Here is a 19,522-nt window from a genome sequence, read left to right as displayed (position 1 = left end):
GATAATTCCTTTGTTTATCTTAGATCCAAGTCAATAAATTTGGATCAACTGCTTTTATAAAATGATGTTCATTTAAACTGAGTAATTGCGGTTCATTTCCAACCAAACGCAGTGTTGTCATACTGGTATTGGCAATGGCCCAATTAAGTGCAAATGTTTTTTCAGGACTCAGCCCTAAAATTTTACCGACTGCAACGGAGATCACTCCACCTGAAGTAAACACAACGGCATAACGTGGTTTGGTTTCAGCCAGTTGACTGCATAACTTTTCTAGCGCTGTTTCGACTCGATTTTTAAAATGTGGCCAAGATTCATCGTATTCATGATGAAATTCTCCGCCTGTCCAACGTTCAATGGCACCTTCAAAAATTTTAGATAAATAAGCACGCGGGTTTTCATGCTTCGATACATCTTCTTTTAATAAATGCGGCTGGTTAAATCGAGGTTCATATTGAGCAAAAACTTGCTGATGATTAAATTCATTCCACGCGTTATCTGTATCAACTTGTGCTTCTGGAAAGCATTCAGCCAATGCAAGATTGGCTGTTTGTTGATGACGTTGCATGGAGCCCGCAACCACATAAGGACTTTCTTTTAAAATACGGTCGAAATACTGTCCCAGCACCTTAGCCTGTAGCTCACCGTTGGGAGAAAGCTTGTCATAGCTTTCTGCACCAAAAGAAGCCTGACCGTGCCGAATTAAATATATCGTGGTCATTTCCCTAAAATATCCTTCATTTTTTCAATATATTTTTGTGCCACATCATTGGCTTCAAGTTTTTGCAAACCAATAAGTTTTAAGGCACGAATATGTAAAGCATGGATCACAATCCAAAAATCTTTGAATGCCGGATTATTGGTTTGCTTGTGGTAAAAGCGATAATAAATTTGCTGTGCGATCACAGCCAAACGAAAAATGCCGAACACTTCATAAAAGGTCCAATTGTCCGTTTGAAGACCAGTTTTTTCTAAGTAATATTCAACGACTTCTTTACGGCTAAACATGCCTTTCAAGTTAGTCGGCTGACGGCGTGTCGCTTTAAAAATTGCGTTATCGCCACTTTCAACCCAATACGCTAAAGCTGAACCTAAGTCCATCAGCGGATCGCCAAGCGTTGCCATTTCCCAATCCAATACGCCAATCACTTGGGTAGGATCATTTGGATCTAAAATGACGTTGTCAAAACGCCAATCGTTATGAATTACACAGGTTTTAGAGTCAGCAGGAATATTGTCTTTGAGCCAATTACGGACATATTTAAAAGAAGGAACATTTAAGGTTTTGGCTTTTTCATAGCGTGCGTCCCAACCTTCCACTTGACGACGACAGTATCCGTCGCCCTTGCCTATTTTTTCTAAAGAGGTGCCTTCATAAGGCACTTGATGCAGTTCAATTAACTTATCGATGACGTTGGTACACAACGCTCGAACTTGAGTTTCATCAAAATTGATTTCTTTGGGTAAGTTTGCACGTGGAATGATGCCTTCTACGCGTTTCATCACGTAGAAATCACAGCCAATCACTGATTCGTCCTGACATAGTGCCACCATTTCAGGGAGCACAGGATAAAATTCAGATAATGCTTTCTGTACGTTATATTCACGTGCCATATCATGTGCAGACTTGGCTTTGGTGCCTTTTGGAGGACGACGTAAGATTAAATCAGCATTGTCGTATTTTAAGCGATAAGTCCAATTTGACGCGCCACCTGAATATTGAGTGACTTCTACAGGCCCTTCTATTTCAACGCCATGTTCAATCAACCAATTTCCTACAGCACGTACATCCAGTTCTTCACCCTCACGAACTGAACCGCCTACATCGATCACTGACATGCTTTTCTTCCTAAACTTGAATCTATCATGATGATAAAAATATAATTTTCTATAGTTTTATAGCATGGACAACTCAGGGTTGCCATGCCAAATATGTGACTACAACTTGTTTATTTTTTACGGCGGCTGCTGTAACCGCGCTTTGCCAATTCTAATTTAGCAATCATACCTTTATGCACTTCATCAGGGCCATCAGCTAGACGCAGTGAACGTGCTTGCGCAAAGAAACCTGTGAGCGGTGTATCTCGAGAAACTCCAGCACCACCGTGGATTTGAATCGCCATATCGACAACTTTTTCTAAGACACTCGGCGCAACTACTTTAATTGCAGAAATCTCGGTTAATGCAGCCATATTCCCTAGAGTATCCATTTTATATGCTGCATAAAGGGTCAGTAAACGTGCCTGATCAATCGCAACACGTGCTTCTGCTACGCGTTCTAAATTGCCACCGAGTTTTAAAATTTCTTTACCAAAAGCAGTACGGCTCATACCACGGTCAATCATCAGTTCTAGCGATTTTTCGGCAGCACCAATACAACGCATACAATGATGAATACGGCCTGGGCCTAAACGACCTTGTGCAATTTCAAAACCTTGACCTGCGCCGCCAATGAAGTTTGCAACAGGAACACGAACATTTGTGAAGCTAATTTCACCATGTCCATGTGGCGCATCATAGTCGCCAAACACAGGTAACATACGTTCGATTTTGACTCCAGCAGTTTCAACAGGTACTAAAACCATAGAATGCTGATGGTGACGGTCTTTGCTTTCATCAGGTGTATGCGCCATAAAAATAATGATTTTGGCATTTGGATCACCTAAACCTGAAGACCACCATTTACGGCCATTTAACACAATTTCGTCGCCTTCAACGACAGCTGTAGCTTCCATATTGGTGGCATCACTTGAAGCAACAGCAGGTTCTGTCATACAAAATACTGAACGGATTTTGCCGTCCAGTAATGGTGTTAACCATTGCTGCTTTTGTTGTTCCGTGCCATAACGCCAAATCACTTCCATATTGCCGCTGTCAGGTGCATTGCAATTGAATACCGTAGGTGCAAGTAAGCTACGGCCTGAAAGTTCTGCGATGTGCGCATATTCTTGTACAGATAAGCCTTGCCCAAGTTCAGAACAAGGTAAGAACATATTCCATAAGCCCGCAGCTTTGGCTTTACCTTTTAAGACCTCTAACTGTGCCGGCCATTGCCATTTGGTCCAATCACCACCTTGGTTCAGCTCATGAACTTCTGCCCAAAACTCAGTTTCTACAGGCTCAATTTCATCTTTAATAAATTTTTTTGTTCTTTCAATATAATCTTGTGCACGTGCTGAAAGTTCAAACATGACAACATCCTTTAAATATTATGTTCTTTACGCTTTACAACACCATAACCTGAAATCTAATATGAACAAAATGATTTAATTCAATAGATGAACATGAATAGTATTCATAAAAATACCGTCATCGATATGGGTGTTTTCCACCGTATGGATATCAATTTATATCCGCTGTATATCGCAATTTATGAACAAAAAAGCATTTCAAAAGCTGCGCAAATTTTGTGTATTACTCAATCTGCAGCGAGTCATGCACTTCAACGGTTAAGACAACATTTACACGATGACTTATTTGTACGTGCGGGAGCAAAAATGCTTCCGACGCCATTTGCCGAGCAGATTTATCCCGTAATTAAAAATGCGCTTATTGCGATTCAAAGCATTTCTATCCAAAAACAACAATTTACTCCGTCGATGGTGCAGAGCTTAAAAATTGCGGTACATGATGAAATTGAACCGATTATTTTTCCCAAGTTAGTTGAACATTTTCAACAGCAACAGTTTCAGATCCAATTTTCCAGTATTAAATTAGACCGCAAAACCATTGTGGCTGACCTTGCTGCACAGCAAATTGATTTTGCGATTGACCTTGAGCAAAACTTTGGTGAAAAAATAAATTTTCAAACTTTAGTAGAAGATCAATTCGTGGTTTGTAGTCAACATCCTAAGATGGATGAACATATTTACCTGTCTGCACCACACATTGGGGTTTCTTCACGACGTGCAGGAGTATTAGTCGAGGATATTTATTTAAACCGTAAAAAACACTCTAGAGAGATTTTTTTACGCTGTCAGCATTACTCTACTGCGCTACAAATTTTGGCACAGCAACCCAAGGCAATATTGACGATTCCACAAAATATTTTGACGCATTTACAGGTTGCTCCCGAACTGAATATTTTTGATGTACCTGTCTACTTACCGAAAATTAAACTAGGGATGTATTGGCATAATGATTTGGAATTAAATTCACGGCATGTTTTTTTGCGAAGCGAAATTTCTAAAATTTTTACTTAGGCTATTTTATGATGGTATATCAATTTGCTTAGGCTATTTAAATGGGTTTAGATTGAATTCTGGGTGATGAAACTTGCTGTATATTTATAGATCAAATGCTGATTATTTAAGGTATTTTTAACTGACCGTCGGTTTATTCGACAGCCATAAATCATGAGTTCTTATAAAATCTAAATTCCTGTTTTTATGCGATATGAGCTCGTTCATATCATTGTGTATGCTTTCAAATCTCTCCGCGAATTGGCTCATGGCGTTAGGTGCAGTATTGTGCCTGATCACAGTCTATGTTCTCTATAAAGTCACTATATTCTTAAAGGATTTTTTTCAACCTTTTAAGAAAGGAAAATCTTACCTCTGCCGTGTATCTGATATTAGTGATGGCGACACCCTCACCTGTTATCGGATGAATCTGAGACGTTCTAAAACCAAACTTCGCTTTGCTTATGTGGATGCGCCAGAATCGACACAAGCTTACGGTAAAGAGTCAGCCCGCCTGATCAAATCCATGGTTTATAAGAAATTTGTCCGCGTAAAAATCACTGATGTAGACCGTTATGGCCGCTGCGTTGGGGTTATTTATCGCTATCGTAAATGCATGAATGAAGAAATGGTAAAACGTGGTGCTGCGTGGGTGTACGAAGAATACATCCGTGACCAAAAGCATTTGCACTATATGATGAATTTACAAAGCAAAGCACGTAAACAAAAGAAAGGTTTGTGGAAAGCCAGTCGTCCAATGCGCCCTAAAGAGTATCGTAAATTACATAAATAACAGACCACAGTGCAGCATGGCTAAGGAATATTTGATGACTTAGCCATGTCTAATATTTGACCTTTTTTTACTTCGCTATACAATAATGCTGCCCTTTTGGGCATAGAAAATAAATTAGATAATTAAAATTGGAATAATAATGACTGAACTTACTTCAAGCGAATTGAATCCGTTTCAACAAGATCAAAATATTCAGCCTCAAATTCAAAAAGCCGATCATCCCTTGTCTCCTGAAGGACGTTTTGGCCGCCTGTCCTATTTAGCGTGGTTATTTATCATTAGTATGATTTATACCTGCCTATTAGGCATCAGCGTCGCGCTGGGTCTTTTTGCATTTTTCAATTCAGCAGAACGTAGTATTGAAGCACTTTTTAATTCATTTTTAGGACTCAGTGCGATCGCTCTCATTGTCGTTTCCATCGTTGCAATGTTTGTCGCAATGATCCGCATTACGATTCGTCGTTTACATGATCTAAATAAAAGCGGTTGGCTCTGTTTAATTTTTCTCATTCCACTGGTCGGTACCATCTTTAGCATTTATGTGATGGCTGCAAAAGGCACCGAAGGTAAAAATAAATATGGCATAAAACGTCCAACGGAACAAACAGAGAAAGTTATTGGGTCATTGTATCTAATCCTGATGATTGTTTATTTATTGGTCATGATCCCATTGATGTTCAATATGCAAAGTATGATGAACAATTTAGAACAAGCGCAATTACAAGAACAAGCGATGATGTCTGAAGGTGAACCTGAATTAACGGATGAACAAATTGCGGCTTATTTAGAGCAAGCTGAATCAGAAGGTGAAGAACTTGCTTATGCAGATGGTGAAAGTGTAGAAATTTCAGAAAACTCAGACAGCGCAGCGGAAGATGCAGCAATTGCAGCTGCAGAAGCTTCTGTAGAATAAACACGTATTGTTTAAGGTATCAATTCAACGATATGCATTGAACGATAAGCTTTAAATGAAATGTTATGCAAGAAAACCTGTGTGCGCACAGGTTTTTTTATACCTGTTTTTTATGCTTTGAGTTGTTCACTTGAATTGAAAATAAATTAGGCGTAAAGTTGCCAATAATTTAGTTACCCTAGTTAACTATCATGAATACCTCATTAGGTTTCCGCTCTTCACTTCTGCGCTGTGCGCGTTTGATGAGTGATGAAATCAACACGATTTTATTGCCCTATCAATTGAACTATTCGCTTTGGCAAGTCATGTTTGTCATCCGTGAAAAAACCGCTTGTACATCTATTGAAATGGCTGAATATTTAAACGTATCCAAGCCATCCATCACTAAGCGTGTCAAAATTCTTGCGCAGATGGATATTTTGAGTCATGTACAAACTGACGATAAACGTCAAAAGAAAATGATGCTCAGCGAGACTGGACGTGAGTTATTTCAGCAATGTGCAAAAGACATAAATGCCTTTGAGCAGCGCCTGATCGCGCCATTAGCAAGCCAAGATATCCAACATTCCATTCAAATTTTACACCGTGTCATGCAAGAACTTGAACAAAACACTGTAGGTGATGATCATGCAAGATAACGCACCACTTTGGACTCGAAATTTTATTTTAGTTAGCACCATTAACTTCCAATTGGTTTTAACCTTTTATCTCTTGGTTGTGGTGATCGTGGGCTATGCGGTGGCTGAATTGGGTGCGACTACAGCCCAAGCAGGTTTAGTTTCAGGATTGTTCATTGTCGGCACATTGGTCGGGCGTTTATTGGTAGGCAAGTTCCTAGAACGCTTTGGACGTAAAACGACACTGATCGTTGGTTTAATTGGCTTTTTAGTCTTTTCTGGTTTTTACTTCATTCAGTCTGGCGTCGGCATGTTGCTCTTCATACGCTTTATGCATGGCTTTATGATGGGTATGGCATCAACAGTGCTGGGTACCTTAATTGCCCAAATCTTACCAGCGACACGTCGCGGTGAAGGCATTGGCTACTACAGCATGAGTAGTACGTTAGGTACGGCTATTGGGCCATTTCTTGCAATTTGGATGATGTTACACATTGGTTATCACGCGATTTTTATCGTTTCTACGATTATCGCATTGAGCTGCCTATTGGTTGCCTTGCTGATTCAAGTGCCCGATTTACCCAAAATCAATAAACCCCTCGATACTGTTGAAGCCGTCAAAAAACTAAGTTGGATTGCTCAATTTGTAGAGCCTAAAGCATTACCTATATCATTCATCATGCTTTTCGCTTCAATCTGCTATTCAGGTGTTTTATCTTTCATTAACTTCTATGCCAAAGAAATCGATTTGGTTGAAACAGCCTCGTTTTTCTTTTTGATGTATGCCATTGCGATTTTAATTTCTCGCCCATTTACAGGCCCGTTAATGGACCGTAAAGGTGAAAATGTAGTGATCTACCCTGCTTTTGTGATTATGGGCGTGGCATTGGTATTACTCAGCATCACTCAGAGTTCATGGATGCTTTTACTTTGTGCAGGCCTACTTGGACTCGGTTATGGAAATATTCAGTCGGTCTGCCAAACAGTTGCCGTGAAAAGTGCGCCGCTTGAACGTATGGGCTTTGCCACTTCGACTTTCTTTATCTTTTTGGATGCTGGCTTAGGCTTTGGACCATACTTTATCGGTAAATTGCTCGACCATATTGGCTACTCGCAATTGTATTTGTATAGCGCATTTGCTGCCTTTGCATGTATGGGTGCCTACTACATTTTACATGGTCGTTATGCCGTTCGAACCGCTTAAACTGTATTTAAACATCAAATCGTCGGCTGAAACGTCGACGATATTCTAAGGGGCTCAACCCAGTTTTTTTCTGAAATAACCGTCGAAATGAGCTTGGGTCACTATAGCCAACATCTCGCATAATCAGATCTAAAGCATGTCCCGATTCTTCTAAACGCTTTCGTGCAGCTTCAATCCGTATCGATTGTAAGTATTGATTCGGTGGAATATCCAAAGCGCCTTTAAAATGACGAATCAATGTCCTCGTTGTCACATTAAACTGCGCCGCAAGATCATCTAAGACAATATTTTCATGATAATGCTGTTCTAACCAATCTTGAACTTTTTGCACCAAACCATCCTGATGCGGTTTAGATATTTTCAATAATGAATAGGACAACTGACTGTCACGACGATAATCCAATACAAATGATTTTGCAGTATGGATTGCCGTTTCAAAACCATAAAAACGTTCTATTAGGTGTAGTCCCAAATCAAACCATGCTAAGCCCCCGCCTGCACAGTAAATATTTTGGTCATGGCTAATGAGCTGATCTGCATTCAGTTTCACCAAAGGATAGCGTTCACGAAACATTTGCTGAAAGCCCCAATGCGTCGTTGCCTGCTTACCATCTAAAAGCCCTGCTTCTGCCAGAAAAAAATTACCCGTACAATTTCCTGCGATCAGTCCGCTTTGTAATTGACGAGTTTTTAATAACTCGATCAGTGCTGCATTTTGTGCTAAAACATCTAAGATCGGCGCGCCTATCGTTGGGACAATGATGATATCTGCATCTGTTATTTCAGAAAAAGCTAAATCTGCATAAAGCTTGATGCCATTGATACATTGCACAGCTTGACCATGTTGTGAGGCAATTTTAACCTGAAATAGCCGCTGCACATTTTGTTTTTGAATCCGGTTCCAACTGACCCCCGCCATTGCAAATAGATCAACAACCCCTGTAATCGCAGAAGCCAAAGCACCATCAAATGCTAAAATTATGATTTTCTTCATTTAAATTTCAAATTATCAAAATGTCATTTTTGACTTATTAAGTGTCATTATTGACAATTCTATATCTAAAAATCAACTGCTAGTCTTGATGCATAAAATTCAACCCGATTAGAGATTGATCAATGGCGCAGTTAATCAATGACAAAGATTTAAATTTTTTGCTATTTGACGTGTTTAAAGCGCAAGACTTAACGCATTACCCACGTTTTGCCGAACATGATGCTGAAACCTTCAAAAGCATCCTAGAAATTGCACAAGGTATTGCTCAAGACTTTTTTGCACCCCATAACGCAACAGCCGATCAAAACGAACCAACCTTTGATGGTCAACAGGTTAAAACCATTGCAGAAGTCAAAACGGCGTGGAAACAATTTGCAGATGCCGGCTTGCTTTGTGCGCAGCATGATTATGATGTAGGCGGTATGCAACTTCCGACTTTGATCAACATGGCTGCTAATGCCTATTTCATGTCGGCAAATCCATCGTCAGTGGCTTATTCATTTCTAACCGCTGCGGCTGCAAATGTGATTCAGGCTTTCGGTACGACTGAACAAAAAGATAGGTTTGTACCGCATATGTTCAGTGGTCGCTTTGCTGGAACGATGGCCATGACTGAACCTGATGTGGGTTCATCTTTAGGTGATTTGACCACAAAAGCCATACCGCAAGCTGATGGTACCTACCTCATCAAAGGCCAAAAGATGTTTATTTCAGGGGGTGATCAAGACATCACTGAAAATATCGTGCATTTGGTCCTTGCTCGCATCCAAGATGCACCTCAGGGCGTAAAAGGTATATCTCTATTTATTGTTCCGAAGTTTAAAACCCTGAGCGATGGTTCATTTGCAGGCGCCAATGACGTTCAACTGGCTGGCTTATTACATAAAATGGGCTACCGAGGTACAACATCGACAGTACTGAGCTTTGGTGAAAAAGATCAATGTACTGGCTATCTGATTGGTGAAGCAGGTGCTGGTCTTAAATATATGTTTAAGATGATGAATGAAGCACGAGTGGGTGTCGGCTTAGGTGCAGCCATGATTGGGTACCGTGGCTATTTAGAGTCACTCGAATATGCCAAAAACCGCCCACAAGGTCGCATAGTATCAGATAAAAATCCTGCTGCGAAACCTGTCAATATCATTCAACATACAGATGTTAAACGGATGCTTTTGGCACAAAAATCCTATGTGGAAGGCGCACTCGCATTATGCCTATTTGCTGCACGATTAATTGATGAACATCAAGCCGCTAACAATGATGACAGTGCACTGTTATTAGATTTGATTATCCCTGTCGTCAAATCATTCCCTTCTGCCTATGGACTAAAAGCCAATGATTTAGCCATCCAAGTTTTAGGTGGCGCTGGCTATACCCGTGAATATCCGCTTGAACAATGCTATCGCGACAACCGCTTAAATCCGATCCATGAAGGCACATTTGGGATTCAATCTTTGGATTTGTTGGGTCGTAAGCTTTGGCAGCACAACAGCAAAGGTTTGATGCTGTTATTACAACGTATGCAAAATACGATTGATCAAGCTCAACATCCAAAAACGGAAGCGCTTGCAGCGATTTTTTCAGCGCATTTAAACACGGTGAAGAAAACCACACAAAGTTTGGGACAAGTCCTCGCCCAAGGTCGTGTCGATCAGGCACTGGGAAATTCTGCGTTGTATCTAGACATGATGGGCAAAGTCATCATTTCATGGCTATGGCTTGAAATGGCTAATCAAGCCCTAGTGAAATTTGAACATTCAGATTTAGCTGAAGATCAACAATTCTTAGCCGGTAAATTACAAGCCGCGCAATATTTTATCCGCTGGGAATTACCTGAAATAGAGCACCAAGCCAAGTTATTGCTAGAACTTGATGATACTTGCCTCAACATGCAAGAAAGTTGGTTCTAGTCACCCGTTTAGCTCAGTCCTCAATGGGCTAATCTGGACAAGGTTTTCACGGATGAAAATCTTGTCCAACCCTATCTATTTCAATAAAATTGCAATAAAAAAGGAACTTAGTTTTCGTTCCTTTTTTATCAAAATTGAGTGTTATACACTGCAATTATTGGAAGACTTTAAAACGAGCGGCATCTTCCATATAGCCTTTTTCTTTCGCTTCACCTTCCACTGAACCAAAAACCAATTGAGCACGAAGTTTCCAATGCGCAGGAATGTCCCATTTAGCATGCGCTTGTTCATCCACAATTGGGTTGTAATGCTGTAATGATGCGCCTAAACCTTCGGTGTGCAATGCGGTCCAAGTCGCAAATTGGGCAATGGCAGTTGAATGTTCGGCCCAAATCGGAAAGTTTTCTGCATAAGAAGGAAACTGTGCTTGTAGGCCACTGACCACATCCAAATCTTCAAAGAACAGAACTGTACCTAAACCTGCTGCAAAACTTGCCATTTTAGCTGTCGTCTTCGCAGCACTTGCTTCATCTTTTGCATAAGATTTTAATTTGTCAGCGACTAAGCCCCAAAATTTTTCGCTTTCACCATTAAATAAAATAACAGCACGAGAAGATTGTGAGTTAAATGAAGATGGGCTTTGTTTAATCGCTGTTTGGATCAAATCAGTTAAATATTCTGTGCTTAGGCTTACATTGTCCCCAATAGCATAAATAGTGCGACGTTTGCTTATCAGGTCAATAAACTGATTTGACATATAAAATGATCCTTTAGAATATAATGTGCAGATGAGTCAGAAACATTTGGAATGATAAGTATCGCGACTTTCCAAATGTTGGAATGCTTCAGTTACTTGATGGGTCACTATGAAACAGTCACTTGTCGAAGTAAATCTGAAGTTCTGCTGTACATATAAAAAATCCTCCTAAGCGGAGGATTTTTCGACTAAAACCTTATGAAGTATAGAATTTTGCTTCTAGCACATTCGCTGACACTTTGTTTTTCCAAAGCTCACGTAAAGTCGGTAGATAGAATTTTTCACCTAGCTCAACCAACTCTGCATCAATCAAACCATGAACTTCGTGCATGAATAGATAATCCAGTTCAACAGTTTGTAATTTTGACTGTGCTTTTTTATATTCTTTGCGCTTTTGCTGTGCTTTTTTTACCAAGTTATCTGCATAAGCACGGTCTTTATATTGCGCAATAGCATTCAAACGCAGTTCGATTACGCCCCAACCACTGAGTAGTAATTTGAATTTTTCAAAATCAGTAGTAGTAGATTCCCAGCTCATTTCTTCTAGATTTTCATTCTCAGGCAAAACTGGTAGCAAAAGCTCCATAACACTTGGGAAAATCTTTTTAAAATTCAAAACAAATTTAACAGGATGCTCGCCCGGATAGTCTTTAAATTGAACGTTCTTTTGGACATCTGTCAAATAGATGGTGAGCATTGGGGGAAATCCTTAAATAAAACACTGTCTTGCAAATATTTATTCAAACAAATGTCAAATAGCAACGAAAACAGAAAAAGAAAGGCATTTTAACAAGTGTGCCAATGAATTCAAAGCCCAATCCTATGAATTACTTGCTTCATACTCCGGCCTTGCTGCATTTTGTTCGTTGCCCTATTTTTAATAAACAGTCCTGTTTATATACATACATTTCAAGATGACTATGATTCAAAAAAATATGTGTTAGCCAGTATTCAGCGATAAAAAGAATTAAAAAGTTATCCAATAAAAAGAGAGGCTGAATATGAATCAGCCCCTCTTTTTATTTTCAAACACTCTAGATGAATGATCTCAAAAAATTTATTTGGTATTTGGTGAAACCATTTGCTCAGGACGAACCACTTCATCAAATTGCTCTGCAGTGACTAAACCGAGTTCTACCGCAACTTGTTTTAGAGTTTTGCCTTCTTTATATGCAGTTTTAGCAACTTTTGCAGCGTTTTCATAACCAATTACTGGGTTGAGCGCCGTAACTAACATTAATGAATCATGTAAGAAATGATCGATTTTTTCACGGTTTGGCTCAATGCCTACTGCACAGTGGTCATTAAAGCTATTACATGCATCACCGAGGAGTTGAATAGATTGCAATAAGTTAAAGGCAATAACCGGCATAAACACGTTTAATTCAAAGTTACCCGATGCCCCAGCAACATTAATGGTTGTGTCATTTCCAAGTACTTGAGCAACCACCATCGTCATAGCTTCACTTTGAGTTGGATTAACCTTACCTGGCATGATGCTTGAACCTGGTTCATTTTCTGGAATGCGTAGCTCACCAAAACCACAGCGTGGGCCACTGGCTAACCAGCGCACGTCATTGGCGATTTTATTTAAACTTACAGCAAGTGTTTTTAACGCCCCCGATGCAAATACAGCAGCATCACGTCCTGCAAGTGCTTCAAATTTGTTGGGTGCAGTGACAAATGGCAGACCCGTTTGTTTCGCAAGTTCTGCTGCTGCTTTTACAGCATATTCAGGATGTGCATTCAGACCTGTGCCGACCGCTGTTCCGCCTAGTGGTAATTCATACAGTCCTTCTAAAGCTTGATTTAAACGCTTCAAACCATGATCGAGCTGTGAAACATAGCCGCTAAACTCTTGGCCTAATGTTAAAGGCGTTGCATCCTGTAAATGTGTACGGCCAATTTTAACAATATCTTTAAAATCGTTAGATTTAGCTTCTAAGGTATTACGCAGTTTTGTTACTGCAGGAATTAAAAGCTCATTGATTTGTAGACTTGCAGCCACATGAATTGCGGTTGGGAATGAATCGTTGGTCGATTGCGCACGATTGACATGATCATTTGGATGGACAGGTTTTTGTGAGCCCAACGGATTACCCAGTTTTTGATTGGCAATATTGGCAATTACCTCATTACAGTTCATGTTACTTTGCGTACCTGAACCAGTTTGCCAAACTACCAGTGGAAATTGTGCATCCCACTGTCCTGAGATCACTTCTTCGGCTGCATTGACGATATAACCAGAAAGTTCCTGAGGGATTTGACCCAATGCTGCGTTGGTGATCGCAGCTGATTTTTTCACGAGACCCATTGCACGAATCATTGGACGTGGTAAACGTTCACCACCAATTTTAAAGTTTTGCAAACTACGCTGTGTTTGTGCACCCCACATCGCATCGCTAGGTACTTCAACATCGCCCATTGTGTCATGTTCAATACGTGTTTGCATAAATGACCTCATATCCTTATTTATAAAACTTGAACGTCTGTGCAGAATCAAACTCTGCTGATAAATACAGTTTAGGTAACTTGTTTAGATTTGTAAATAATAACCATTATCAATTATAAGTGGTTTATTTGATCATCTTTATTGTGATTTTATAAAGAAAATCATGCACGACGATTAAATTTACCCAATACAAGACGAGTTAATTCCCTCTTAATGTTTGTTGATAGAAACGCCATTCATCTTCTAGCATTTTCTTTAAATCTTGTTCAGGCTGCCAATCAAAAGTACTTTTCGCTTTCTGTGTACTTGCCCCAAGCTGGTCATATTCATGGCTTGGGTAAAAACTAGATTCGACCGTCTTAATCTCCGCCTGTGTCACTTCTGAAAGCGTATCCAACAGTTGCTGTATCGAAACCAATTCACCTGAAATATTAAAGGCCTCGCAAGTAAATTGTTGCTGCGACAACCATTGCAAACATTGCCACACCGCCTTACAGCAGTCGAGTACATGCAAGAAACTCCTTTCCACAGTACCATCTTCAGTTTTGGCTTGTTTGCGAAGTTCAATAAAGTCTCGTTGTAAAGCCCCGACTTGCATCGCTAGTGGTACGATATTTTTTGGCAATGGCGCTACAAACTCACCTAAAACTGCATGCTCGAAAGCACCTGCGACGTTTCCTAAACGCAAAATCGCAATTTTCCACTCATTATCAGTACGTGCCGTATCCCGTATAATTTCTTCCACCATTTGTTGAGATTTCACATAGGGATTTGGATAGGTAAAATTGATTTCTGTGTCTTCTGTTAATTCTGCCGACGACTGACCATATACCGCTAAACTTGATAAATGGATCAGTGTTCGTACACCTGTTCGCTGCATAGCACGCAGCAAACTCATGATACAACTGACATTATCATTATAATATTCAAGTGGTTTAAGGACGGATTCTTCCAATGACTTAAAGCCTGCCGTATGAATGACAGCATCGACGTTATATTGTTCAAATACTTTATTGAGTGCGGGAGTATTGCGAATATCGAGTTTGACAAAAGGCACATACATGCCTGAAATAAATTCTAGTCGTTCAAGTGTTTGTAAATTTGCATTGGATAAATTATCCACAATAATGACTTCTTGACCTTGAGCCATTAAACTCAAGGCTATATGTGAGCCTATAAAGCCTAAACCACCAGTCACTAAAATCATTGTTTAGATACTCCTTATAGTTATCAAGCTTTTACAACTCTTTGGCATCATCTTGGTGTCGTCACCAACTTTTATACAGATCTAAATTTTGAAACTTCGCCTCAGCATTTTTCATGAGCCGAACAATCTGCAAGAGCATTCTAGTTTTATCTTACTGCTTTAGAATTTTGACTGTGTTGCAGTTATGGATATTAACTGTATTTGATTTACGACAAATGACCTCGCTAGCGATCCATTTTGAAGACATCACAAGTTTTCGTGGCATTTGAGTGAACGCGTTTAGAAGAAGATATTTAAAAATAGTCTCACTGCAAACATATTACACAGCAACAAAATATTAGAGATGATCTTATCGAATGAGCAAATTGAATTGAGCAGTCTGACTATTTTTTGAGGTATAGGATCTGGATGTGAACGCCAGATGAATCATCAGAAATATTCATCTGGCAGGATGTTGGCAATGTAACTATAGCAGCAGCAAAAGTTTGTAATCGCAAATATCTAGCAAACTTAATTTAGCGGATATAGCCTTTTTTAATCATGGCTGAGAATAGGAACTCGTAAACTTTTAAGATCATGCTCACCAAATAAGACCCATATTTTCGCCATAAAGACAGTCCAACAAAATTCAGCAAAACCGCAATGATCAGCGCTCCCGCCATATCCATTGGATAATGCACACCTAAATAGACTCTCGACCACGCCACAAGAAAAGCGAAAGCTAGAAATACATAGCCGACAGCTTTTTGCTTTGAAAAAATATAAGAAAATGCAATCGTGCTAAAAAACAGCATGTGATCACTCGGGAAGGATCCATTCGGTGAATGTTCTATAATCGTGCGTCCAACGTCCAAGACAAAAGGCCTTGGATAGTAAAAGAAACTTGAAATCACTTGGCTGATTAGAAATGCGACAATTGTAAAAACAGTGGCTTTAACAATTTGTTTTTTGGTGTCAAAATTGCCTTTAAACCAAGCCAAAAACATCAAGAGAATCACGATATAAAATAGATCATTGGCTATAAATATGGCGAAAGAAATGGTGAAATCTAAAGCATTGTCCGAAGCATTGATTGAATTAAATAAACTTAAATTAAATTTCTCTATATTCATGAGATGGTTTAAAAAATGAAAAGATCATAGCACTCAGCAAAATCAAAAATTGCATTTTATTCATATAAAGATTATTCAGTATGTAACTGCACAGTTTATTTATGAAAAACTGACGGCTTGGGGCTGAATCCAAATTAAACCCAATGTTATACCAATCGTTCTATTTGAAGAAAAATTTGCAATGGCAGTGCTGCCTAAATAAGCAAAACTTTGCAAATATTCAGATCATTGAGTAAATCATTGTATACTAGCTTTTTCTTCTGAACTCAGAACAAACTGTCGATCTAGACCGTTTATTCATTTAGTGAATTTCGATGAGTACTCTATTACTAATTACCTCCTCACCCACTTCGATATTGGCTTGGCATGCTTTGGGTCTTGCCCAAGCGCTGAAGCAGAAAGGCGAAAACTTTCGGGTTTTTTTCTATCAAGATGGTGTAAATGTGGCAAATGCTCTGCAATGGGTGCCAGATGATCAGCGCAAACTCAGTAGTGAATGGCAAAAACTCGGCATTCGTTTACCTGTTTGCGTAAGTGCAGCTCTCGCACGTGGGATCACAGATCAGGAAAATGCACACCGTCACAATATTCAGCAACATAATCTAGCTGAGCAATTTGAACTTGTGGGCCTAGGCGAACTTGCCGATGCCGTACAAGCTGCTGACCGTTTATTGCAATTCTAAAAATTTTATTGCCGCGCATTTGTAGCATTGAAAAGGAAAATTACGTGAAATCTGTACTGGTTGTTTTAACCCATGCAAATCTTGCAAGCTTACAAGTACATGAAAGTCTTTCTGCGACCATGGTGCTTGCAACCTTCGGTTGTAACGTAAAAGTGTTGCTCAAAGATGCTGCGCTAAGCTTACTTCAAGCCGAACAAGAGTTTAGTCAACTCAAGCATGCATTTAAACTCGCATCCAACATGGTTGATAGCTTTGAGTTTTATGATCTCACCCCGATTTATATTGAACAAAAAAATTCACAGCATCCATTTGTGATCAACAGTGAGCAAGAGCTTGAGTTTGTTCAATTCAATACTGAATTAATTCAACAATTTGATCATGTGTTGTATTGGTAAAAGAGGAATGATGATGTCAAATTCTACGCTGTATTTAGTCCAAGCCAGCTATGCCAATACCCTACAGCACATCCAGCAGTTAGCCAGTTTAATCAACCCTGAAGATTCAATCATACTAATGGGTGAAGCAGTCTTACATATTGCAGATGAACAAATTCAGCAATTTGGCACATGTTATGTACTCGAAAATGATGCTGAGATTTTAAGTAAAAGTATGAATTATAGTCATATGAAAGTAATCGACTATGCCGCTTTTGCTGATCTATGCCTGAGATTTAAAAGATGTATTTCACTCAAATAATTTGAGTAAAAGCGATCCATTACTACTATCTTCTCTTTTGGAATGAATATGAATCTTGAATTAGACCAAGATGGCCATTTGGTGGATTACACTATTTGGAATGAAACTGTTGCCCAAGAATTGGCTAAAAGTTTAGATCTTGAGTTAAGCCCATGGCATTTTGAAGTTTTACAAGCTCTGCGACAGTTTTATCAACAGTTTGGTCACTCGCCGGCAACTCGCCCACTCATTAAATTTTTAATGAAAACGGTGAGCGCTGATATTAATAATGCGGTGTTACAAGACAAATTTAACACCGGTTTGGTCGCTCGACATTTAAGTCGTTTAGCGGGCATCCCTAAACCTGCAAATTGTTTGTGATTTTAAAGCAACCCAAATACCGCTTAGGCTAATTTGGCTAAATAGATGCAAATCAGCATCTTGAAGAAAGCCATAAAACAGCTTAGGCAGGTTTTAATTGATTTAGAGCGATGTAATAGGCTTGGGTAAATATCGGTTTGACCTGTTTGGCTTGGATCGGTTCAGCACAACATGAGCACACTAAAACCGGTTTAAATTTTTGCCCACATGCCTGATGGACATATTCAACAGGTGATCCTAAGCCCTGATCCATATATTGATCGGCCCAATGGGTCATAGCTAAAAGGATTGGATACAAGTCTAAGCCTTTTTGAGTCAGTCGATATTCAAAACGTTCCTGACGCTCGACATAAGCAACTTTGGTTAAAATACCTTCTTCAACCAAACGCTTTAATCGGTCAGATAACACATGACGCGTCACACCGAGATTTTGTTGAAAGTCATCAAAACGTCGAATGCCCATAAATGCATTACGGATAATCAACATGGTCCAACGATCCCCTAGCACTGAAAGTGCACGAGCGATTGAACACGGTTGTTGACCAATATCATCCCATTTCATTTTATGAACCATCAAAAATAACGACCAACACCCAATTTAATTCATGCCTGTTGATTTTGCAAAATCCTTTTCAATAATCTTTGATGTACAAATCATAAATCCACCATTGTTTCAACGTATTCATTTTATCTGCTTGATCTGTAAATGAACTAAAAATGTATTTTGTCTTTATTGTCCTCAATTATTTCTAGCCATGCACGCGTTGCGGGACTCATGGCAACAGTGGTATTCCAGGCCATACTGAGTTTCCAGTCTAGGTTTGGATTTTCTAATTCAGCCATATGGTATTTTGCCGCATCAAGTTGTTCACAATAAATTTTAGGCAGTAGTGCAATCCCGACATTTGAATCTACCATTTTGGCGATAAAGTCCCACTGGCTACTTTTACACACCACATTTGGCTCAAATCCGACGTAATTTGCCGCCTGTATAATGATGTCATTGAGTGTGAAGGTATCGTCATACAATAAAAAAGATTCTTCTTTTAATTCAATCAACGAAACGGTTTTTCGCTTACGCCACTGTGAGTTTTTTTTAGATAATAAACATAATGGTGACTCCATCACTGGAATACCACTTAACACCGGTTTCAAGTGACCCAAAATGATCCCGACATCGACCTGTTTTTTTAAAATGGCATTTTCAATACCTGTTGCCCCTACCTCAAAAAAGCTCAATTCAATATTCGGGTATTTTTTATGAAACAGCGCGATTAACTGACTAAACATCACCGATGCCAATGGCGGTAAACCTAGAGTCAATTTACCTTGTTTTAAGGCACGAACTTGGGTGACTGTATCAAGCATCCGTTGTTGTTCATTCAATATCACTAAAGCATGCTGATAAATCTGCTCTCCCATATAGGTGAGCTGCGCTTCCCTTTTACGCCCTGCTTCACCTTTATGAAATAAAGGCACTCCGATCTCGTCTTCTAACTGACGAATTAATTTACTAATGGTCGGCTGAGTGACAAAAAGCGCTTCTGCTGCATGACTGAAACTCTGTTTTTGCACGATGGTCACAAAGACTTTTAAGCTTTTAATGTCCATTATTATTCCATTTAAGCATAATTAATAATTAATTA

At 39.4% G+C, this 19,522-nt stretch carries 21 protein-coding genes; 10 read left to right on the top strand and 11 right to left on the bottom strand.

The features are described from left to right. Positions 1 to 19 precede the first annotated feature (19 nt). The 3 genes from FTU75_RS07405 to FTU75_RS07395 form a co-directional block, all read right to left on the bottom strand. A complete protein-coding gene (locus tag FTU75_RS07405; protein ID WP_180115576.1) occupies positions 20 to 718 on the bottom strand; it encodes a histidine phosphatase family protein in 699 nt (232 codons plus the stop codon). Then, complete coding sequence (locus tag FTU75_RS07400; protein WP_180107131.1) at positions 715 to 1,836, bottom strand: phosphotransferase family protein; 1,122 nt, start codon at positions 1,834 to 1,836, stop codon at positions 715 to 717. The genes FTU75_RS07405 and FTU75_RS07400 overlap by 4 nt, the downstream gene beginning before the upstream one ends. 110 nt (positions 1,837 to 1,946) lie before the next feature. Next, a complete protein-coding gene (locus tag FTU75_RS07395) occupies positions 1,947 to 3,188 on the bottom strand; it encodes an acyl-CoA dehydrogenase family protein (protein WP_180115575.1) in 1,242 nt (413 codons plus the stop codon). 93 nt (positions 3,189 to 3,281) lie between these two features. Here FTU75_RS07395 and FTU75_RS07390 point away from each other — a divergent pair, with 93 nt between their 5' ends. The 5 genes from FTU75_RS07390 to FTU75_RS07370 all read left to right on the top strand — a co-directional run bounded on the left by FTU75_RS07390 (position 3,282) and on the right by FTU75_RS07370 (position 7,705). After that, positions 3,282 to 4,199, top strand: a complete 918-nt coding sequence (locus tag FTU75_RS07390) for a LysR family transcriptional regulator (RefSeq protein ID WP_180115574.1) — start codon at positions 3,282 to 3,284, stop codon at positions 4,197 to 4,199. Between the two features lie 217 nt (positions 4,200 to 4,416). Further along, positions 4,417 to 4,971: a thermonuclease family protein gene (locus tag FTU75_RS07385; protein ID WP_078193824.1), complete on the top strand. Its 555-nt coding sequence runs from the start codon at positions 4,417 to 4,419 to the stop codon at positions 4,969 to 4,971. Positions 4,972 to 5,110: 139 nt separating this feature from the next. Beyond that, positions 5,111 to 5,884: a DUF805 domain-containing protein gene (locus FTU75_RS07380; RefSeq protein ID WP_180115573.1), complete on the top strand. Its 774-nt coding sequence runs from the start codon at positions 5,111 to 5,113 to the stop codon at positions 5,882 to 5,884. A 191-nt stretch (positions 5,885 to 6,075) separates the two neighbouring features. Next, a complete protein-coding gene (locus FTU75_RS07375) occupies positions 6,076 to 6,522 on the top strand; it encodes a MarR family winged helix-turn-helix transcriptional regulator (protein ID WP_180115572.1) in 447 nt (148 codons plus the stop codon). After that, the gene (locus tag FTU75_RS07370) at positions 6,506 to 7,705 is read left to right on the top strand and encodes an MFS transporter (protein WP_373685852.1); all 1,200 of its coding nucleotides are present in this window, start codon (positions 6,506 to 6,508) and stop codon (positions 7,703 to 7,705) included. The genes FTU75_RS07375 and FTU75_RS07370 overlap by 17 nt, the downstream gene beginning before the upstream one ends. Before the next feature lie 7 nt (positions 7,706 to 7,712). Here the strand turns inward: FTU75_RS07370 and FTU75_RS07365 are convergent, their stop codons facing one another. Further along, positions 7,713 to 8,699 carry a GlxA family transcriptional regulator gene (locus FTU75_RS07365; protein ID WP_180115570.1) on the bottom strand — a complete coding sequence of 329 codons (987 nt, stop codon included), beginning with the start codon at positions 8,697 to 8,699 and terminating at the stop codon, positions 7,713 to 7,715. Positions 8,700 to 8,821: 122 nt separating this feature from the next. Between FTU75_RS07365 and FTU75_RS07360 the strand changes: the two genes are divergently transcribed. Continuing rightward, on the top strand, positions 8,822 to 10,609 hold the full coding sequence (locus FTU75_RS07360; protein ID WP_180115569.1) for an acyl-CoA dehydrogenase: 1,788 nt from the start codon (positions 8,822 to 8,824) through the stop codon (positions 10,607 to 10,609). 154 nt (positions 10,610 to 10,763) lie between these two features. Here FTU75_RS07360 and FTU75_RS07355 read toward each other — a convergent pair whose 3' ends face one another. From FTU75_RS07355 to FTU75_RS07335, 5 genes are all read right to left on the bottom strand, one after another. Further along, the gene (locus FTU75_RS07355; protein WP_180115568.1) at positions 10,764 to 11,366 is read right to left on the bottom strand and encodes a nitroreductase family protein; all 603 of its coding nucleotides are present in this window, start codon (positions 11,364 to 11,366) and stop codon (positions 10,764 to 10,766) included. A gap of 196 nt (positions 11,367 to 11,562) precedes the next feature. Further along, complete coding sequence (locus FTU75_RS07350; protein ID WP_180115567.1) at positions 11,563 to 12,063, bottom strand: hypothetical protein; 501 nt, start codon at positions 12,061 to 12,063, stop codon at positions 11,563 to 11,565. 360 nt (positions 12,064 to 12,423) lie between these two features. Further along, a complete protein-coding gene (fumC, locus tag FTU75_RS07345; RefSeq protein WP_078193830.1) occupies positions 12,424 to 13,818 on the bottom strand; it encodes a class II fumarate hydratase in 1,395 nt (464 codons plus the stop codon). 199 nt (positions 13,819 to 14,017) lie between these two features. Continuing rightward, positions 14,018 to 15,025: an SDR family NAD(P)-dependent oxidoreductase gene (locus tag FTU75_RS07340; protein WP_180115566.1), complete on the bottom strand. Its 1,008-nt coding sequence runs from the start codon at positions 15,023 to 15,025 to the stop codon at positions 14,018 to 14,020. A gap of 515 nt (positions 15,026 to 15,540) precedes the next feature. Beyond that, the gene (locus FTU75_RS07335; RefSeq protein WP_111884339.1) at positions 15,541 to 16,137 is read right to left on the bottom strand and encodes a phosphatase PAP2 family protein; all 597 of its coding nucleotides are present in this window, start codon (positions 16,135 to 16,137) and stop codon (positions 15,541 to 15,543) included. A gap of 314 nt (positions 16,138 to 16,451) precedes the next feature. Here FTU75_RS07335 and tusD point away from each other — a divergent pair, with 314 nt between their 5' ends. The 4 genes from tusD to FTU75_RS07315 are packed head-to-tail and all read left to right on the top strand — an operon-like array spanning position 16,452 to position 17,876. Continuing rightward, on the top strand, positions 16,452 to 16,820 hold the full coding sequence (gene tusD / locus FTU75_RS07330; RefSeq protein WP_180115565.1) for a sulfurtransferase complex subunit TusD: 369 nt from the start codon (positions 16,452 to 16,454) through the stop codon (positions 16,818 to 16,820). A 44-nt stretch (positions 16,821 to 16,864) separates the two neighbouring features. Next, entirely contained in the window at positions 16,865 to 17,215 is a 351-nt protein-coding gene (locus FTU75_RS07325) for a hypothetical protein (protein WP_111884337.1), read from the top strand. 13 nt (positions 17,216 to 17,228) lie between these two features. Further along, positions 17,229 to 17,516: a DsrH/TusB family sulfur metabolism protein gene (locus FTU75_RS07320; protein WP_180115564.1), complete on the top strand. Its 288-nt coding sequence runs from the start codon at positions 17,229 to 17,231 to the stop codon at positions 17,514 to 17,516. A gap of 48 nt (positions 17,517 to 17,564) precedes the next feature. Next, positions 17,565 to 17,876 carry a TusE/DsrC/DsvC family sulfur relay protein gene (locus tag FTU75_RS07315; protein ID WP_180115563.1) on the top strand — a complete coding sequence of 104 codons (312 nt, stop codon included), beginning with the start codon at positions 17,565 to 17,567 and terminating at the stop codon, positions 17,874 to 17,876. Between the two features lie 82 nt (positions 17,877 to 17,958). Here the strand turns inward: FTU75_RS07315 and FTU75_RS07310 are convergent, their stop codons facing one another. Next, a complete protein-coding gene (locus FTU75_RS07310; RefSeq protein ID WP_078191046.1) occupies positions 17,959 to 18,438 on the bottom strand; it encodes a helix-turn-helix domain-containing protein in 480 nt (159 codons plus the stop codon). Positions 18,439 to 18,587: 149 nt separating this feature from the next. Beyond that, the gene (locus FTU75_RS07305; protein WP_078193835.1) at positions 18,588 to 19,487 is read right to left on the bottom strand and encodes a LysR family transcriptional regulator; all 900 of its coding nucleotides are present in this window, start codon (positions 19,485 to 19,487) and stop codon (positions 18,588 to 18,590) included. Positions 19,488 to 19,522 lie beyond the last annotated feature (35 nt).

It is taken from the genome of Acinetobacter sp. YH12140 (genome assembly GCF_013418475.1).
Lineage (GTDB): Bacteria > Pseudomonadota > Gammaproteobacteria > Pseudomonadales > Moraxellaceae > Acinetobacter > Acinetobacter amyesii.
This window is presented reverse-complemented; position numbering and strand designations above follow the sequence as displayed.

Excerpts from the sequence above, each read along its gene's own strand:
- FTU75_RS07405 (WP_180115576.1), bottom strand. The coding sequence starts at position 718 with ATGACCACGATATATTTAATTCGGCACGGTCAGGCTTCTTTTGGTGCA.
- FTU75_RS07400 (WP_180107131.1), bottom strand. The coding sequence starts at position 1,836 with ATGTCAGTGATCGATGTAGGCGGTTCAGTTCGTGAGGGTGAAGAACTG.
- FTU75_RS07395 (WP_180115575.1), bottom strand. The coding sequence starts at position 3,188 with ATGTTTGAACTTTCAGCACGTGCACAAGATTATATTGAAAGAACAAAA.
- FTU75_RS07390 (WP_180115574.1), top strand. The coding sequence starts at position 3,282 with ATGAATAGTATTCATAAAAATACCGTCATCGATATGGGTGTTTTCCAC.
- FTU75_RS07385 (WP_078193824.1), top strand. The coding sequence starts at position 4,417 with ATGCTTTCAAATCTCTCCGCGAATTGGCTCATGGCGTTAGGTGCAGTA.
- FTU75_RS07380 (WP_180115573.1), top strand. The coding sequence starts at position 5,111 with ATGACTGAACTTACTTCAAGCGAATTGAATCCGTTTCAACAAGATCAA.
- FTU75_RS07375 (WP_180115572.1), top strand. The coding sequence starts at position 6,076 with ATGAATACCTCATTAGGTTTCCGCTCTTCACTTCTGCGCTGTGCGCGT.
- FTU75_RS07370 (WP_373685852.1), top strand. The coding sequence starts at position 6,506 with ATGATCATGCAAGATAACGCACCACTTTGGACTCGAAATTTTATTTTA.
- FTU75_RS07365 (WP_180115570.1), bottom strand. The coding sequence starts at position 8,699 with ATGAAGAAAATCATAATTTTAGCATTTGATGGTGCTTTGGCTTCTGCG.
- FTU75_RS07360 (WP_180115569.1), top strand. The coding sequence starts at position 8,822 with ATGGCGCAGTTAATCAATGACAAAGATTTAAATTTTTTGCTATTTGAC.
- FTU75_RS07355 (WP_180115568.1), bottom strand. The coding sequence starts at position 11,366 with ATGTCAAATCAGTTTATTGACCTGATAAGCAAACGTCGCACTATTTAT.
- FTU75_RS07350 (WP_180115567.1), bottom strand. The coding sequence starts at position 12,063 with ATGCTCACCATCTATTTGACAGATGTCCAAAAGAACGTTCAATTTAAA.
- fumC (WP_078193830.1), bottom strand. The coding sequence starts at position 13,818 with ATGCAAACACGTATTGAACATGACACAATGGGCGATGTTGAAGTACCT.
- FTU75_RS07340 (WP_180115566.1), bottom strand. The coding sequence starts at position 15,025 with ATGATTTTAGTGACTGGTGGTTTAGGCTTTATAGGCTCACATATAGCC.
- FTU75_RS07335 (WP_111884339.1), bottom strand. The coding sequence starts at position 16,137 with ATGAATATAGAGAAATTTAATTTAAGTTTATTTAATTCAATCAATGCT.
- tusD (WP_180115565.1), top strand. The coding sequence starts at position 16,452 with ATGAGTACTCTATTACTAATTACCTCCTCACCCACTTCGATATTGGCT.
- FTU75_RS07320 (WP_180115564.1), top strand. The coding sequence starts at position 17,229 with ATGTCAAATTCTACGCTGTATTTAGTCCAAGCCAGCTATGCCAATACC.
- FTU75_RS07315 (WP_180115563.1), top strand. The coding sequence starts at position 17,565 with ATGAATCTTGAATTAGACCAAGATGGCCATTTGGTGGATTACACTATT.
- FTU75_RS07310 (WP_078191046.1), bottom strand. The coding sequence starts at position 18,438 with ATGAAATGGGATGATATTGGTCAACAACCGTGTTCAATCGCTCGTGCA.
- FTU75_RS07305 (WP_078193835.1), bottom strand. The coding sequence starts at position 19,487 with ATGGACATTAAAAGCTTAAAAGTCTTTGTGACCATCGTGCAAAAACAG.